Source organism: Blautia caccae (assembly GCF_040095955.1).
GTDB lineage: Bacteria > Bacillota > Clostridia > Lachnospirales > Lachnospiraceae > Blautia > Blautia celeris.
Genome location: NZ_JBBMFP010000012.1, coordinates 82620 through 99470, shown reverse-complemented (window position 1 = coordinate 99470; position 16851 = coordinate 82620). Strand labels below are relative to the sequence as shown.

Here is a 16851-nt window from a genome sequence, read left to right as displayed (position 1 = left end):
CTGCTGCCAGGAGAAGATGATATACTAAAAACAAAATCTATGGAGATACCGCATATGGCTGTATCAGAAAAAGAAACGGGTTGGTGAATTATGGCAAAAATAAGAGAGCTGGATATGGAGAATGTGGAGACGCTCTGTGACGTGGGAAAGGCTTTATCTTCCCCTGTGCGTGTGGAAATCCTGAAGCTTCTCTATTCTGACAATATGATCATAGGAGAGATCGCAAAGGCGCTGGACATTCCCCAGTCCAGTGCTGCCTTTCATCTGAAGCTTTTAGAGAAGGCGGATTTGATCCGTATGGAGGAACAGCCGGGCAGCAGGGGAACCATGAAGGTGTGCAGCAGAAAATTTGATTTTGTAAATATGTGTCTGCTCAGGCGGAACCTGGACGTCAATGAGATCGTCAGTGTGGAAATGCCCATCGGCAGTTATACGGGCTGCAAGGTCCATCCCACCTGCGGCCTGTACTCCCCGGAAGGCGTCATCGGTATGGAGGATACTGAGTACAGCTTTTATGATCCGGAGAAAATAAGAGCCGGACTTTTCTGGACATCTGCCGGCTATGTGGAATACAAATTCGCAAACGCAGTGCCAAAGAACCGTTATGCCAAGAGCCTGAGCCTGTCCATGGAAATCTGTTCCGAGGCTCCGGGATACAGGGAGGACTGGAAATCAGATATCACGGTATGGATAAACGGTGTGGACTGCGGAACTTGGACATGCCCAGGCGATTTCGGAAGCAGAAGAGGCAGACTGAATCCCGCCGTATGGCCGGACGGCTCTACCCAGTACGGAATGCTCATGACCTGGGAGATACTTGGAGACGGCTGTTTTATCAATGGAAGCAAGGCAGCGGAAGCCACACTGGAGGACCTCTTCCTCATGGAGAAGCCATACATTGATGTACGGATAGGAAATAAGGAGGACGCCAGGTATATAGGCGGATTTAATCTGTTTGGAAAGTCTTTTGGAAACTATGAGCAGGATATTGTAATGAGTGTGGAGTATTAAATCAAATCTGTTGTACAGGCTGTCGGTGCCATATGGAGCAGAATCTTCCCGATCTGTGCAGCGCCAAGCGTATTGGCCGGCACGGAGGAAACAGTACCTCCTGCCTTATGGGCGTCAGGCTTGCCTGCTTACTGTTTGGGAAGAGCAGTGACTCAAAAGGAAAATCCGAATATATAAAATTAAATATGGCAATTGCAAACCTGATGTGATATAATCAGAACAGAATTCCTCTGCTTATGCGGAGGTTGTTTATGAATCAAAACAGAAAACTGGCACAACTGATGTTCAAAGACAATTTTATGTTTGGTGCAGTTATGGTAAATGAAGAAATCTGCCGTGATTTTCTGGAGATGGCTGTGGGTTTTCCTATTGAAAAGGTAGAAATTAGCAGAGAGAAAAGCATGATTTATCATCCGGAATACCGGGGGATACGACTTGACATCATAGCCAAAGATGAGAACCGAACACATTACAATGTAGAAATGCAGGTGGCAAAAAAGTCTTTTTTGGAGAAAAGGGCCAGATACTATCACAGCCAGATGGACATGGAGCTGCTGCTTACAGGGGAGGATTATGAACGGCTTCCCGCAGCTTATGTGATCTTTATCTGTGATTTTGACCCCTTTGGCCTGAAGAAATACCGCTATACGCTTCAGAATGTCTGTGCAGAGACAAAGAGAACTGTTTCGGACGGGAGAGTTACCATATTTTTAAGCACCTGTGGGGAAAATGAGAAAGAAGTACCTGAAAATCTAGTTAAGTTTCTGAAATTTGTTAAGGCTGATCTGCCTGAGAGCACTCAGGATTACCGGGATGATTTTATAAAAAAGATCCAGGAGTCTATGATAAAAATCAAGAGCAGCCGGGAAATGGAGGAGAAATTCATGCTGCTGGAAGAGTTATTGAGAGATGAGCGCGCGGAAGGAAAAGCGGAAGGCAAAACGGAAGGCAAGTCTGAGTCAGTCCTGTTCTTACTGCAGGATCTGGGGTCTGTTTCCGATGAACTCAGAGATAAAATCCTGGGGGAGAGGAATCGGGACGTCCTTTTAAAGTATTTGAAGCTGGCGGCACATGTCGGCTCCGTTGCCGAATTTATGGATAAAATGGATAAAATTTGATCCGCTGCTTCTGAGACCTGATAACATAACCGAAATTCTGAGAGCGGATGCTGCTTAATCTGACAGCGGCATCCCTGTCTTACAAATCTATACCAGATCTGGTATATGAAAAATCCTATTGTAAATTATATTTTTAAATTATAAGCAGAGGAATTCTGTCTTTGGACCTTTTGGCTTACTGCGGGAGCCTGCAGTTTTGACATCACATGCCAAATAATTATGAGAACAAGAAGCACACCCACTCAGTTATGACAGAAATACTGAAAACAAACAGTAAAAAGATACTTAATAAAACAGTAATACTGCTGTATATAAATAGAAATGCTGTTATAAATGGTCAAAAACACAAAAATTAGCAAAATAAAACTTGACATACTGACGGAATGACGGTATTATAGATACATAAAGAACAATAAAACTGTTTTAAATGAGGCTTTTACAAAGAAATAACCAACAGTAATATTGTTTTTATGACCGGTCACAAAAGGATAAGAAACCAAATTTCAAGGAGGAAGAGAAAGTATGAAACGTAAAGCAATCGCATCGATCCTGGCACTTACATTAACTGCAGCAGCAGTCCTTTCCGGCTGTGGAAGCGAAAATTCAGAAAAAAGCGAGGGGGGGGGGTAAAATCCTCTCAGGAAGAAGGAACCGAAGAGCAGGGTGAAGAGGCCTCAGCGGATGTAAACGACGATGGAACAGTCAACAATCCGGAAGCAGTTGCTGTAGACAAAAATAAATTGGTATTCTGGTCTCTGTTCAGCGGCGGCGACGGGGAATTCATGGATAAGATGATAAGCGAATACAATGAGGGTGGCCCGGAAAAGCAGGTACAGTCCATTATGCTGGTATGGGCAGATTACTATACAAAGCTGCAGACAGCAGTGGCAGCAGGCAAAGGCCCTGATATTGGTGTTTCCCATGCATCATCCCTTCCGGAACTGGTAGAACAGGGTGTGGTTGCCCCTCTGGACGATTATCTGGATGAACTGGGCGTGGACCTGAGCACCATGTATTCCGAGACATCCCTGGAATCTGTAACCTTTGACGGCTCTATTTACGCGGTTCCGCTGGATACCCATGCAGAGATCATGTATTTCAACAAAGATATCCTGGACCAGGCAGGCGTCGCGCTGAATGACGAGGGCCAGCTTGCTATTGCCAGTGAAGACGATTTCTACGCAGTTTGTGATAAGATCAAAGCGGTTATCCCGGAGGGAGGCTCAGTTATCTCTCTGACAAATAATGGTGATGACCCATATCGTGTATGGTGGGCGACTTACTTCCAGATGGGAGGAACCCCTCTTGTGAATGAAGACGGCAGTGAAGTCACCATGGATAAAGACATTGCGGTAAAGGCGGCGGAATTTGTAAAGAGCCTCTATGACAAGGGCTATGTGGCAGAAGGAATTGATGACCACCAGCAGTTTTTCCAGAGCGGAAAAGCCGGCATCTATATTGGTGGTACATGGGGAACCGGAGCCCTGGAGAAAACAGAAAACCTGAATTTCGGTGCCATGCCTTATCCGCAGATGTTTGACAAGAATGCATGCTGGGCAGACTCCCATACACTGATTCTTCCGACTAAGAAAGACAGAAGCGAGGAGGACAGCAAGGCAGCAGTGGAATTTATGGTAAGTGCTTCCGAAAAAGGCGGCCTTACATGGGCAGGCTCAGGTCAGATCCCTGCCAGCAATGCAGTCAGGGAAAGCCAGGAATATCTGGATATGCCCTACAGAAGCAGCTACATGGAAGCTCTGGAGACAGCAGTTCTTCCCTCAAAGGTTTCTACATTTAATGCTATGAAGTCAGGTATGATTGACAGTCTGAATACTCTGTGGTCAGGTGATACTGACGCAGAAGAGGCAGTCGGTATGCTTTACGACGAACTTGATACGAATCTTCCGTAAATAAGCAGGGCAGAGAAGGGGGAGCATAAGGCTCTCCTTTCCCTTGCAGACAGCAAAACTATCGTGAGCGGGAAGCTGTAAGGAGGAAATCAAGTGAGTAAAAAAAGAAAGCGAAAAAACCTGCTGGCAGGACTGGGATTCATACTGCCCTTTTTTATCCTGTATACAGTATTTACCATTTGGCCGGTGATCCAGGGTGTCTATGTCAGCCTTCATAAATGGTCTCTGATGGGAAAAGTAAAGTTCGTGGGACTTGACAATTACATAAAATTCCTGGGGGATAAAAAGTTTCTGGACGCCCTATGGCACACTACGTATTTCGTACTGATCACCACACCCCTTCTGGTGATTATGGCACTGATTCTAGCCTTGTTTGCCAACCGGCCGAACAAATTAAAGAAGGGCCTGCGTATCTGTTATTATCTTCCCAGTGTACTGTCTGTGTCTGTTGCGGCATTTATAGCAAAATATATGTTCACGCCGTACCGGGGATTTATCAACGGATTTCTGCATTTTATTAAGGTCCTTCCCCCGGACAGGGAGCTGCAGTGGCTCAACGAGAGCGGTCTTGCCTGGTCAGCCATCACAGCCATGACGATCTGGTGGACGGTTGGATTTTCCATGCTTCTGTATCTGTCTGCGCTTCAGGATATATCGCCCCAGATATATGAGGCCGCATCCATAGACGGCGCAACCAAGAGACAGCAGCTTTTCTCCATCGTACTGCCGCTTTTGAAGCCGACTACTTATCTGGTGGTTCTTCTGCAGGTCATTGCTTGTTTCAAAGTATTTGGACAGATTTATATGATCACAGTAGGCGGGCCGGCAGGATCTACAAGGCCGCTGATCCAGTACGTATATGAGACAGCCTTCAAGAAAAACAACATGGGGTATGCGGCAGCCATGTCCTATGTACTGTTTCTGATACTTGTAGTATTGACTATTGTGCAGAAGACGATTGAGAGAAAGGGGGCAGAGGCTGATGAATTCTAAGGCAAAGAAAAAACCGGGCAGTATTGTATTATCCATCATATCCGTGATCCTGGCGGCGATCTTTATGACGCCGATTCTGTGGTCTCTGGCAGTTTCCTTCCAGAAAGAGGGAAAGCAGATCAATAGTATACTGGACTGGTTCACACCACCGTATACATTCCAGAATTACCCGGATCTTATTCTGGGTTCGGATGTTACAAAATGGCTGTTCAACAGTGTATTTATCGCTGTGTTGACTACAGTTCTGACCGTGATCCTTTCTGCCATGGCTGCGTATGCTCTGGCAAAGATCAAATTTAAGGGGAGCAATGCGCTATATTTCTATTTTCTTCTGGGATTGATGGTGCCGGGGGAAGCAACCATTGTACCTCTTTTTATCACGGCAAACGGCCTGAATCTCATTGATTCCTACGCAGGCCTTGTATTGCCCACAATTGCGGGTTCCATGAATCTGATCATAATGGTGACCTTTTTTAAAGGACTGCCAAACGAGCTTCTGGAGGCAGTGCAGATTGACGGGGGAGGAGAGCTGACCGCATTCTTCAAAGTGGTGCTGCCCTTGTCAAAGGCGGTTATCTCAACTGTCTGTATTTTCGCCTTTATCGGAAGCTGGAACAATTATCTCTGGCCCCTGCTCTGTTCCATGAGCAGCAGCAAGTTCACCCTTCCCATAGGTATTCCGACCTTTGCGGGAACTTATACGGTGGACTATGTAAAACCAATGACAGCAAATATGATAGCAGCGGTGCCTGTTATTCTTATTTATATCCTGTTTGAGCGTCAGATCGTGGAAGGCATCACCATGTCCGGCGTCAAGGGATGACAGGAAAAGTAATTGACATTTACCTATAAGGAGGACAAACAGAAATGAAATGCTACAAAAAAGACTATCCGAGACCCCAGTTTGTGCGTGACAACTGGATGAATTTAAACGGGACATGGGATTTTGGATTCGATGACGAAAACCGCGGAGAAAAAGAGGCATGGTATGAGAAGTTTAAAGGAGAGAGACAGATTCAGGTTCCCTTTACCTACGAGACCAACTTGAGCGGTATCGGCGAGGAGGAGATCCATGAAAATGTCTGGTACAGACGCAGCTTTGCGGTAAATGGCGAAATGCTTTGCGGCAAAAGGCTTCTCCTGCATTTTGAAGGCAGTGATTTCCTGACAAAAGTGTGGGTAAACGGCAGTTTTGCGGGCAGTCACAGAGGCGGATATTCCCGCTTTTCCTTTGACGTGACAGACCTTGTGCGTGACGGGGAAAATGAGCTTGTAGTGAAGGTGGAGGATTCCACTGACATCCGCCAGCCAAGAGGAAAACAGCGCTGGATTAAAGAAAATTTTGCCTGCTGGTATGTGCAGACAACAGGCATCTGGAAAACCGTATGGATGGAATACGTGCCGGAGATCAGACTGGACCACGTAAAGATAACACCTGTACTCACAGACAATGCGGTGGAGCTGGAGTATGAAATAGCCGCCGCCGCGGAATGCTTCGGCGATGAGCTTTCGGTGGAAGCGGTGGTCAGTTTTGACGGAATGTTTGTGGCAAAAGGAACGGTTTTCATGGCTGCTTCCCACGCAAAAACCGTGCTGGAAGTCTCCGGTTCAGGGGAGAATGCCTTTGTCTGGGGCGTAAGAACCTGGTCACCGGAGGAGCCTGATCTGTATGACATTACTTTCCGCGTTCGGTACAAAGGAGAGGTTTGTGATGAGGTGGGTTCTTATTTCGGCATGCGGGAAATCCGCATTGATGGACCAAACATTCTGCTGAACGGCAAACCACTGTATCAGAGACTCATTCTTGACCAGGGATACTGGAAGGATTCCCATCTGACCCCGCCAAGTGAGGAGGCGCTGATCGAAGATATCGACAAGATCCACGCGCTTGGTTACAACGGCCTGCGCAAACATCAGAAGATCGAGGATGAGCGTTTCCTGTACTGGTGTGATGTTAAAGGCATGTTGGTGTGGAGTGAGGCTGCCGCTGCCTATGGATTTTCAGATTATGCCGTGGAGCTGTTCACAAAGGAATGGATCGACATTGTGCGTCAGAATTACAACCATCCGTCTATTATCACCTGGACTCCGTTTAACGAATCCTGGGGAATCCAGAGGGTGGAAGTGGATAGAAAACAACAGCATTTTACAGAGGCAGTTTACCATCTCACAAAGAGCATGGACGGATACCGCCCGGTGGTAGTCAATGACGGTTGGGAGCATACAGTTTCCGATATCATTACGCTTCATGATTATGAAGAATGCGGCGATATTTTCTATGACCGGTATGCGGGACATAAAGAAGAGATTCTGAGTACAGAGATGTATCACAGCAGCAGCAAATCCGCAATGGCAAACGGATACGAATACAAAGGCCAGCCGGTCCTGATCAGTGAATACGGCGGAATTGCCTTCAACAATGACGACAGCGGCTGGGGATACGGCAATAAAGTGAACAGCAGGGAGGAGTTCATCCGGCGTTTTGATGAGATCACGACTGCTGTGAAGAAGGTACCTTATATCTGCGGCTTCTGCTACACACAGGTGACAGATGTACAGCAGGAGATCAACGGTCTTATGGATATGGAAAGAAACTTCAAGATAGAACCGGAAATTATCAGGGAAATCAATGAAAGACATGTAGGATACTGGAGATCTTATATGTAAAAAAGAGCAGCTCTGCAGAAAATAAAACCGCGGAGCTGCTTTTTGCCTTATCCGGCAGGTAATTCTTTTACGGGCAGATTTTTCCGGTATTCCGGTACGGAATAGATCACAAGCAGGTCATTTTCCATAATGACTGTGTCCCCGTTGGGAACAACCGTTTCCTCCCCGCGCAGAATCATAATGACCAGTTCGCCGGGATAGGGAGAGAAGTCGGAAATCTTAATACCGATCCAGGGACTTTTTGCGGTTATCCGCATTTCCGTCAGCTCCAGATCTTCTTGTTCCTGATATCCGCGGGCGCTTAATACAGCCGTATCCCCGGGGAGAAAAATGGTTTCTCCGCTTGGGATCACGGTCTTGTCCCCCCGCAGAAGCATGAGAAAAAGAGTGTCCGGGGGAAGGGGAATGTCCTTCACAGCCGTATGGCTCCAGGAGTGCGTCTCTGTTATGCGGATGCGGATAAACTGCAGGTCAACTTCCTCAGAGTAATCACTGAAGGTCTTCATGACATCCGCCTCTGTGTCACTCATATTCAGTTTCTTCGCTGCCTGGGAGAGAAAACTTCCCTGGAATAAGATGGAGAGCAGTACAATACAAAATACAATATGATAGACATCAAAGCCGGTATAAGCCTCATCCACAGTGGCCATAATGGCAAAAACAATGGACGCTGCACCTCTGAGCCCTGCAAAGGAGACAAGGGCCTGCTGATTGAGACGGCATTTGAATGGCGTCAGTATGGCCAGGACCGCCAGAGGCCGTGCCGCCAGGGTCAAAAACAGGGCGATTGCCAGTGCCGGAAGGAAAATATGGGGAAGCTTTGAGGGCGTTGCCAGCAGACCAAGGAGAAAGAAGATGAGCATCTGCATAAGTCCTGTGATACCGTCGAAAAAGTTTACCAGTGATTTTTTATTCCTGATCTTGGTATTGCCGAGAATGATTCCTACCATATAGGCACTTAAGTATCCGTTGCCGCCCGCCATGGAAGGCAGTGCATAGGAGAGCAGCGCTGCCGCGATGACAAAAGCCATATCAAATCCCGCAATATCAAAACGGATATGCCGCAGGATAAAACGGGCGGCAAAAGCAATGAGGCATCCAAAGAGAATACCGAAGAAGAGCTGCGCAAATATCATATAAAAGACAGAGCCTGCGCTTGCCGTGCCGCTCATGGCAGAGAGAACCACTGCTGTCAGCATATAGGAACAGGGGTCATTGCTGCCGCTTTCCAGCTCCAGCATGGAGGCTGTGCCGTATTTGAGGCCCATATTTTTAGAACGGAGTATGGAGAAGACAGAGGCCGCGTCCGTGGAGCTGATGACAGAGCCTATGAGCATGCTGTCCAGAAAGCTGAATTTCAGGACAAAATAACAGAAGAAACCTGTGAGGGCGGCGGTGATCACAACTCCCAGAGTGGAGAGGAACACAGATTTGACGGCAACAGGTCTGGCCTCATTCCAGTTGGTGCCGAAACCGCCGTAGAACATAATGAAGATCAGTGCTGTGGAGCAGATATTTTCCGCCAGCGGATAATTGTCGAAAGAGATTTTTACGATACCGTCTGTTCCGAAAGCCATACCGAGAAGGATAAAGGCCAGCAGCATGGGTACACCGATCTTATCGGAAATCCGGTGCAGTACAATACAGAGCAGAATTACAGATGAAATTAATAATAAGTTCCATGTCATTTTTTTACCTCCTGGTGAGTGTCCGCAGTGGAAGCAGAGTTTTCAGAGTGGGCAGGCGTCAGGGAAGTGAAACCTGAGGTTATTTTAACATGAAAACAGGTTTTTGTAAAAAAGAGACACATGACCTTTTTTATTTCCTGTGATTTGTTATAATAAATCTATGAACCACGTAAATTACAGGAAAGGGATGAATATATGATAAATTATTCAGAGGTAGAGGGAAAACAATATCACACACAGGTTGGCAGAGGGGATGTGGGGCGTTATGTCATCATGCCGGGTGACCCAAAGCGCTGTGAAAAGATCGCGAAATATTTTGACCATCCCAGGCTGATCGCGGACAGCAGGGAGTATGTGACCTACACGGGTACCCTGGAGGGGGAGATGGTCAGTGTGACATCCACCGGCATCGGCGGCCCTTCTGCGTCCATCGCCATGGAGGAACTGGTCATGTCAGGCGCTGATACATTTATCCGGATAGGAACCTGCGGAGGCATGGATCTGGATGTAAAAAGCGGCGATATCGTCATTGCCAACGGAGCCATCCGCATGGAGGGGACCAGCAAGGAATACGCGCCCATTGAGTTCCCGGCAGTACCGGATTTTGGTGTGACCAATGCCCTTGTAAATGCAGCAGAAACGCTGAAGAAGCCTTACCATGTGGGAGTGGTGCAGTGTAAGGATTCCTTTTTCGGACAGCATTCCCCGGAGACGAAACCGGTGGGCTATGAACTGCTGAACAAATGGGATGCATGGTTGAAACTGGGCTGTAAAGCATCGGAGATGGAATCCGCAGCTATTTTCATTGTAGCCAGTTATCTGAAAGTCCGGGCAGGCAGCGTTTTTCTGGTGGTGGCTAACCAGGAGCGGGCGAAAAAGGATCTGCCGAATCCTGTCGTACACGATACGGAGGGCGCCATACAGGTGGCAGTGGAAGCAGTCCGGGAACTGATCCGAAAGGAAAAAAAGTGATCCGGAGCGGAAAATATGGCATAACAGAAAAGAGGTAGCAGATGGAATGTAAAGAAAGATTCAGAAGAGTGTTTGTGATCGTTATAGATTCCCTGGGGGTGGGCGGTGCCGTGGATGCGGAGCAGTTTGGTGATGCAGGGGCAGATACTCTTGGGCACATTGCCTCGCATGTGAAGGGATTTTCTATTCACAATATGCAGAAGCTGGGAATTGCCAATCTTCACCCGCTGGAGGGAATAGAACCTGTAAAACATCCTCTGGCATATTACACAAAACTCAATGAGACCAGCAGGGGAAAGGACACCATGACAGGCCACTGGGAGATGATGGGCCTGAAGACAGAAAAGCCTTTTATCACGTTCACTGAGACAGGATTTCCACCTGAACTGATCGCGGAGCTGGAAAGACGAACCGGGCATAAGGTGATCGGCAATAAGAGCGCCAGCGGCACAGAGATTTTGGATGAACTTGGTGAGGAGGAAATTGCCACCGGACATATGATCGTCTACACCTCCGCGGATTCTGTACTGCAGATTTGCGGCAATGAGGAGACTTTCGGCCTGGAGGAGCTGTACCGGTGCTGTGAGATCGCAAGGGAGCTTACCATGAAAGATGAGTGGAAGGTGGGAAGAGTCATTGCGAGACCTTATGTGGGCAGAAAGAAGGGAGAGTTCAGACGGACCAGCAACCGCCATGACTACGCGGTCAAACCCTTTGGGAAAACCGTGCTGAATGCCCTGAAGGATGCGGGGCTGGATGTGATCTCCATTGGCAAGATCAATGATATCTTCGCCGGAGAAGGAATCACAAAAGCGCTGAAATCAAAGAGCTCTGTCCACGGCATGGAACAGACCATCCGGGAGGCAGAGGAGGATGATTTTCACGGGCTGTGTTTTGTGAATCTGGTAGATTTTGATGCCCTTTGGGGGCACAGAAGGGATCCGGAAGGATATGCCGGGGAGCTGGAACGTTTTGATGAAAAGCTGGGAGTTTTTCTGGACGCCATGAGGGAAGACGATATGCTCATCATCACGGCGGACCATGGAAATGACCCTACTTACCAGGGGACAGACCACACAAGAGAGCAGGTGCCGTTTTTGTTGTATTCGCCGTCCATACAGGAAGGAAAAGCGCTGCCCCAGGCGGATTCCTTTGCGGCAGTCGGCGCCTGTGTGGCGGAGAATTTCGGTATACCCATGCCAGAAGGAACGATTCGGATATCCCGGAATTATATGGAGGAATGCAGATGAATGCCATTGAGGAACTGAAAAAATATGACCTGCACTGCCACCTGGACGGCTCCCTATCGGAGGCAGTCATAAGAAAACTGGCATCCGGTGCCGGGGTGGACATTCCTGCAGGGGAAAAGCTTATGGATCTTCTTCAGGTACAGCCGGACTGCAAAAGCCTGAAAGAATATCTGGAAAAGTTCGACCTGCCCCTGTCCTGTCTGGCGGACCGGGATAGTTTCCGCATGGCTGTGTCCCAGCTTTTAGGAGATGGGGCAAAGGAGAATGTGGTATACATGGAGATTCGTTTTGCGCCGCTTCTGTCCGTGCGGGAGGGACTTACATGCAGGGAGATCATTGAAGGAGCTCTGGATGGTCTGCGGGAAGGCCGGGAAAAGTATGGTGTAGGCGGAAATCTGATCCTCTGCGGTATGCGTCATATGCCGGCGGAAAAAAACGTGGAGCTGGTAGAAACAGCCAGAGAGTATCTGGGCCGGGGCGTGGCTGCCGTTGATCTGGCCGGAGATGAAGCTGCATTTCCGGTAAAGACCCAGGCGGAAATGTTCCGGAAAGCAAAGAGACTGGGTATGCCCTTTACGATCCATGCAGGCGAGTGCGGCAGCGCGCAGAGCGTGTGGGACGCCATTGAACTGGGAGCTGACAGGATAGGCCATGGAATCGCGGTCAGGAAGGATAAGAATCTGAAGGCACTGTGTGCACAGCGGAGGATTCCTCTTGAAATGTGTCCCACCAGCAATCTGCAGACAAAAGCTGTGGACAGCCTGAAGGATTACCCGATCCTGGAGTTTATGGAAGCCGGGATTCCCGTTACGGTGAACACGGATAACAGGACCGTGAGCGGCACGACGATAACGAAGGAGCTGGAACTTTTAAAAGAGTATTTTCATATTACCTACAGCGATATGGAACAATTGATGAAAAATGCGGCAGAGGCAGCCTTTGACTAAGTATATTTGACAAAACTAACACCGTTCGTATATAATATAGATTATACGAACGGTGTTAGTTTTTTGCCGCAATGGAAAATACCGCACGCGGCATATCAATTTTGTCCGGAAAAAGGAGACCGTCATGGGAAGAAGAGGATTGAATGCGGAAGTGATCATGGAGGCAGCCATAGAACTGGTGGAAGAGAAGGGATACCGGAATTTTTCCATGCGTGAGCTGGCAGCTCGTCTGGGCGTGCAGCCGGCCTCTCTCTATAATCATGTAAATGGCATTGAGGAGGTCAACACGGCAGTTGGCATGCACGGTATAACAGAATTGGAAAAAGCCCTGAAACAGGCATATACATATTCTGATTTTACAGAGGCGCTGGGTATCATGGCGGATGCTTACCGTAAATTCGCCATGGAAAGCCCGGAACTCTACCAGGCCATCATAGAGATGCGCACCTCCGAAAATGAGGAGCTGAAACATGCCATCCAGCGGATCATCCATCCTTTCCTGGTGCTCATCGGCAGGGAGGTAAAAGACCACGAAAAGACAGTGAACCTTCAGCGGACCATACGGAGTGCCCTTCACGGCTTTGTCTCTTTGGAACAGGAAGGGTATCTTACCTATGAAAATCCGGACAGCAGTACCAGTTTTCGGTATATGGTGGAAAGTCTGGCGGTACTTGTAATGAGAGAGGGGGAGAAAGAAAGATTATGACAGCATCGGAAATCACAGCGGAGGAGCGGGAACGAAAACAATATGAGAAGATGACGCAGACGCCGGTATCCAACCTGATCGTGCGTCTGGGCATTCCTACTATTATAAGTATGCTGATCACCAATATCTATAACACTGCAGACACATATTTTGTCAGCCGTTTAGGAACCAGCGCCAGCGGGGCGGTGGGAGTCGTGTTCAGCCTGATGGCCATTCTGCAGGCTTTTGGGTTTATGTTCGGACACGGGGCAGGCAGTATCATATCCAGAAAGCTTGGAAAAAGAGACCGGGAGAGCGCAAGCAGATTTGCATCCACCAGCTTTTTTCTGTCTATTCTGACGGGAACACTGATCGGCGCGGTGGGGATTACGTTTTTAACTCCGTTTATGCGGGCACTGGGAAGTACCCCGACAATCCTGCCGTTTGCCAAACAGTATGGACTTTTTATTCTGCTGGCAGGTCCTTTTATGACGGGGAGCTGTGTGCTGAACAATATTCTGCGATACGAGGGCATGGCTGCTTATGCCATGATAGGACTGACAACAGGCGGCATTCTGAATATGATAGGTGACCCGATCCTTATGTTCGGCCTGAATATGGGGGTATTGGGCGCCGGGCTTGCCACAGCCCTATCCCAGATGATCAGCTTTTTTATCCTTCTCTATATGTTTGTGGCGAAGAAGACCCAGAGCAGATTGTCCATACGGCTTATGACAAGAGATATCCGCGAGGTGGGGCTGATCGTTGCGACAGGATTTCCAAGTCTGATCCGGCAGGGGCTGGGCAGTGTGTCCACCATGCTCCTCAATCATCAGGCAGCAGTGTATGGAGACGCGGCAGTGGCGGCTATGAGTATTGTGAACAGGATCTGCATGCTGGTATTCTCAGTAGGGCTGGGTCTGGGTCAGGGATTTCAGCCGGTGGCGGCATTTAATTACGGCGCCGGGAAATATTCCCGTGTAAAGAAGGGGTTCTGGTTTACGGCAGGCTCAGGGGAGGTCATGCTTGGAAGCTTTGCGATTATCTGCCTTTTCGTATCCTCCGGCATCATCGGGGTGTTCCGGGATGACCCGCAGGTAATCGCCATCGGTGTCTTTGCCCTTCGATGTCAGTGCATTGCTTTCTTCTTCCAGCCTCTTTCTGTCTGTACCAACATGATGCTGCAGAGTGTGGGCGAGAGCAAAAAAGCATCCCTTCTCTCTGCGCTCAGGAGCGGGATCTGCTTTATTCCCCTCATTCTCATATTGCCGGCAGTGATGGGGCTGAGAGGAGTCCAGATCGCGCAGGCAGTGGCGGATGTCCTGACCTTTGCTATCTCTCTTCCTCTGGTAGCGTCATTTCTGAAAAAACTGCCTGTGGATGAAGGTATGCCTGCTGTGCGGTTGGAAGAGTCAGATGTGAGTGCCTGATAGGCACAGCGTATGGAAGATGATATCTATGACATGTATATGTAGAAAAGGGGTTTCATGATATTCACGTATATAAAGTATTATTTATTAGGAATACTGGTATTATTAATTTTAGAGTATATTTTCCACAGATTATTTATTACAATCCATCCGACTTATGTTTCGGGCAAAAAAGTTGAAAGACCGCCTGAATTTTGGGGCCCTTTTACCACAGGGGAATTTGCTGCATGGCTATTCCGCAGCATAGGGACTCCTACATGGATTCTTCTTGACAATATAATATTCCCCAATGAAATTTCAACTTTACATATGAATATTGTCATTGGCGGATGTATTATTCTGTTTATTGTAATACCGACAATTCTTATCATAAAGATTGATGGCTGACAGGAATACGTCCATAGTAAAAGCCCGCTTTTTCAGACTGAAAATCTGAAAAACGGGCTTTTGTATTTGCTCTTATTCCTGGATTCCAGGTATTTTAGGCAGTCTTGCAAAGCTCTTTTCCAGCTCCGCATCCGTGGGAATATAATCTTTCATTGTTCCGTCCATATAGGACTGATACGCATACATATCGAAATATCCGGTTCCTGTCAGGCCGAAGAGAATCGTTTTGGCTTCCCCGGATTCTTTGCATTTCAGAGCCTCCTGTACGGCACCGTAGATGGCATGTGCGGACTCAGGTGCAGGCAGGATGGTCTCCTGTTTCGCAAACATGGTGGCTGCCTCAAATACTTTTGTCTGTTCTACGGAAATGGCCTCCACATAGCCGTCATGATACAGCTTGGAGAGGATAGGGGACATGCCGTGGTAACGCAGACCGCCTGCATGGTTTGCGGATGGGATGAAGTCACAGCCCAGAGTGTACATTCTGGCAAGCGGCGTCACCTTTCCGGTATCACAGAAATCGTAGGCGTATTTTCCGCGGGTAAGGGACGGACAGGAAGCCGGTTCCACTGCCACGATGCGCGGGTCTGCCTTTCCTGTGAGTTTATCCTGCATAAAGGGTGAGATCAGGCCGCCCAGATTGGAGCCGCCGCCTGCGCATCCCACCACAACATCCGGGTACTCATCCAGCAGTTCCATGGCTGTCTTGGATTCCAGGCCGATGATGGACTGGTGGAGCAGCACCTGGTTCAGCACAGAACCCAGCACGTATTTATAGCCGTCCGTGGAAACCGCTTTTTCCACAGCTTCGGAGATGGCACAGCCCAGGCTGCCTGAAGTGCCGGGATTTTCAGCCAGGATTTTACGGCCGATCTCTGTGGTCTCGCTGGGGCTTGGAACAATCTCCGCGTCAAAGGTGTGGATCACGGACTTGCGGAATGGTTTCTGCTCGTAGGAGCATTTTACCATATAGACGATCAGAGGCAGATGGTAGAAGGAGCACGCTTCTGCCAGGGCGGTTCCCCACTGACCGGCGCCTGTCTCTGTTGTCAGGCCCTTTAATCCCTGTTCTTTTGCGTAATATGCCTGAGCTACAGCGGAGTTTAACTTGTGGCTTCCGGAGGTGTTATTGCCCTCGAATTTATAATAAATCTTAGCTGGTGTGTCCAGATATTTCTCCAGGTTGTAGGCTCGGATGAGAGGGGAGGGGCGGTACATTTTATAAAAGTCCTGGACCTCTTCCGGGATGTCAATGTAACGTGTCGTATTGTCCAGTTCCTGATGTGCCAGTTTTTCACAGAATACGGGATAGAGTTCCTCCTCGGTGATCGGTCTGCCTGTGCCCGGGTTTAAAAGAGGGTCGGGAAGGTCCTTCATGTCTGCCCTCAGGTTATACCACTGCTTAGGCATCTGCTCCTCGGTTAAATATACTCTGTGCGGAATTTTTTTCATAATTGTTTTCTCCTTTCTTATGGCGCGAATCCCGGAGATGAAGTTTGGGGTACAGCGGCAATAAAAAAAGCCCCTGTCTCTGCAATTTCTGCAGGGACAGAAGCTTGTTATACAGTCTTCTGCGGTACCACCCGGCTTGATGAATCAATCATCCACTCTGTTCATGTACTTTCATACACGGTTCCTTGATAACGGGTGAACATCCCGTCGGGCATTACTCAGAAAATTCCTTTCTTCCCGACCTCATAAGTCCATTCAACATCCGTTTTATTATCTTAATCCCACCACTTTAAGACTCTCTGCCGGCAGCATGACCTGCCGTTATCAATAAAACCTGGATA

The 16851-nt window shown here is 48.3% G+C and carries 14 protein-coding genes; 12 read left to right on the top strand and 2 right to left on the bottom strand.

Features of this window, described 5'->3' with window-relative positions; translation table 11 throughout:
- Positions 1-90: 90 nt before the first annotated feature.
- The 6 genes from WMO65_RS14520 (at position 91) to WMO65_RS14495 (ending at position 7699) form a co-directional block, all read left to right on the top strand.
- The gene (locus WMO65_RS14520; RefSeq protein WP_148393468.1) at positions 91-1011 is read left to right on the top strand and encodes an ArsR/SmtB family transcription factor; all 921 of its coding nucleotides are present in this window, start codon (positions 91-93) and stop codon (positions 1009-1011) included.
- 251 nt (positions 1012-1262) lie between these two features.
- Positions 1263-2129 carry an Rpn family recombination-promoting nuclease/putative transposase gene (locus tag WMO65_RS14515; RefSeq protein WP_148393467.1) on the top strand — a complete coding sequence of 289 codons (867 nt, stop codon included), beginning with the start codon at positions 1263-1265 and terminating at the stop codon, positions 2127-2129.
- A 782-nt stretch (positions 2130-2911) separates the two neighbouring features.
- Positions 2912-4039, top strand: a complete 1128-nt coding sequence (locus WMO65_RS14510; RefSeq protein ID WP_349064338.1) for an extracellular solute-binding protein — start codon at positions 2912-2914, stop codon at positions 4037-4039.
- Between the two features lie 93 nt (positions 4040-4132).
- Positions 4133-5032 (top strand): carbohydrate ABC transporter permease, encoded by a 900-nt coding sequence (locus WMO65_RS14505; protein WP_033139775.1) that lies wholly within the window; start codon positions 4133-4135, stop codon positions 5030-5032.
- A complete protein-coding gene (locus tag WMO65_RS14500; RefSeq protein WP_033139774.1) occupies positions 5022-5855 on the top strand; it encodes a carbohydrate ABC transporter permease in 834 nt (277 codons plus the stop codon). The genes WMO65_RS14505 and WMO65_RS14500 overlap by 11 nt, the downstream gene beginning before the upstream one ends.
- 44 nt (positions 5856-5899) lie before the next feature.
- Entirely contained in the window at positions 5900-7699 is a 1800-nt protein-coding gene (locus WMO65_RS14495; RefSeq protein ID WP_033139773.1) for a glycoside hydrolase family 2 protein, read from the top strand.
- A gap of 47 nt (positions 7700-7746) precedes the next feature.
- Here WMO65_RS14495 and WMO65_RS14490 read toward each other — a convergent pair whose 3' ends face one another.
- On the bottom strand, positions 7747-9387 hold the full coding sequence (locus WMO65_RS14490) for a potassium/proton antiporter (RefSeq protein ID WP_033139772.1): 1641 nt from the start codon (positions 9385-9387) through the stop codon (positions 7747-7749).
- A gap of 195 nt (positions 9388-9582) precedes the next feature.
- Between WMO65_RS14490 and udp the strand changes: the two genes are divergently transcribed.
- The 6 genes from udp to WMO65_RS14460 all read left to right on the top strand — a co-directional run bounded on the left by udp (position 9583) and on the right by WMO65_RS14460 (position 15058).
- Positions 9583-10359, top strand: coding sequence for a uridine phosphorylase (udp, locus tag WMO65_RS14485; protein ID WP_033139771.1), 777 nt, complete (start codon positions 9583-9585; stop codon positions 10357-10359).
- Between the two features lie 41 nt (positions 10360-10400).
- Positions 10401-11609, top strand: coding sequence for a phosphopentomutase (locus tag WMO65_RS14480; protein ID WP_148393465.1), 1209 nt, complete (start codon positions 10401-10403; stop codon positions 11607-11609).
- Positions 11606-12556, top strand: coding sequence for an adenosine deaminase (gene add / locus WMO65_RS14475; protein ID WP_081960133.1), 951 nt, complete (start codon positions 11606-11608; stop codon positions 12554-12556). Before WMO65_RS14480 ends, add begins: the two co-directional genes overlap by 4 nt.
- A gap of 124 nt (positions 12557-12680) precedes the next feature.
- Positions 12681-13262, top strand: coding sequence for a TetR/AcrR family transcriptional regulator (locus WMO65_RS14470; protein WP_103731284.1), 582 nt, complete (start codon positions 12681-12683; stop codon positions 13260-13262).
- On the top strand, positions 13259-14671 hold the full coding sequence (locus WMO65_RS14465) for an MATE family efflux transporter (protein WP_148393464.1): 1413 nt from the start codon (positions 13259-13261) through the stop codon (positions 14669-14671). Before WMO65_RS14470 ends, WMO65_RS14465 begins: the two co-directional genes overlap by 4 nt.
- Positions 14672-14728: 57 nt before the next feature.
- Complete coding sequence (locus WMO65_RS14460; protein ID WP_033139766.1) at positions 14729-15058, top strand: hypothetical protein; 330 nt, start codon at positions 14729-14731, stop codon at positions 15056-15058.
- Between the two features lie 72 nt (positions 15059-15130).
- Here WMO65_RS14460 and WMO65_RS14455 read toward each other — a convergent pair whose 3' ends face one another.
- Positions 15131-16510 (bottom strand): TrpB-like pyridoxal phosphate-dependent enzyme, encoded by a 1380-nt coding sequence (locus WMO65_RS14455; protein ID WP_148393463.1) that lies wholly within the window; start codon positions 16508-16510, stop codon positions 15131-15133.
- Between the last annotated feature and the right edge of the window lie 341 nt (positions 16511-16851).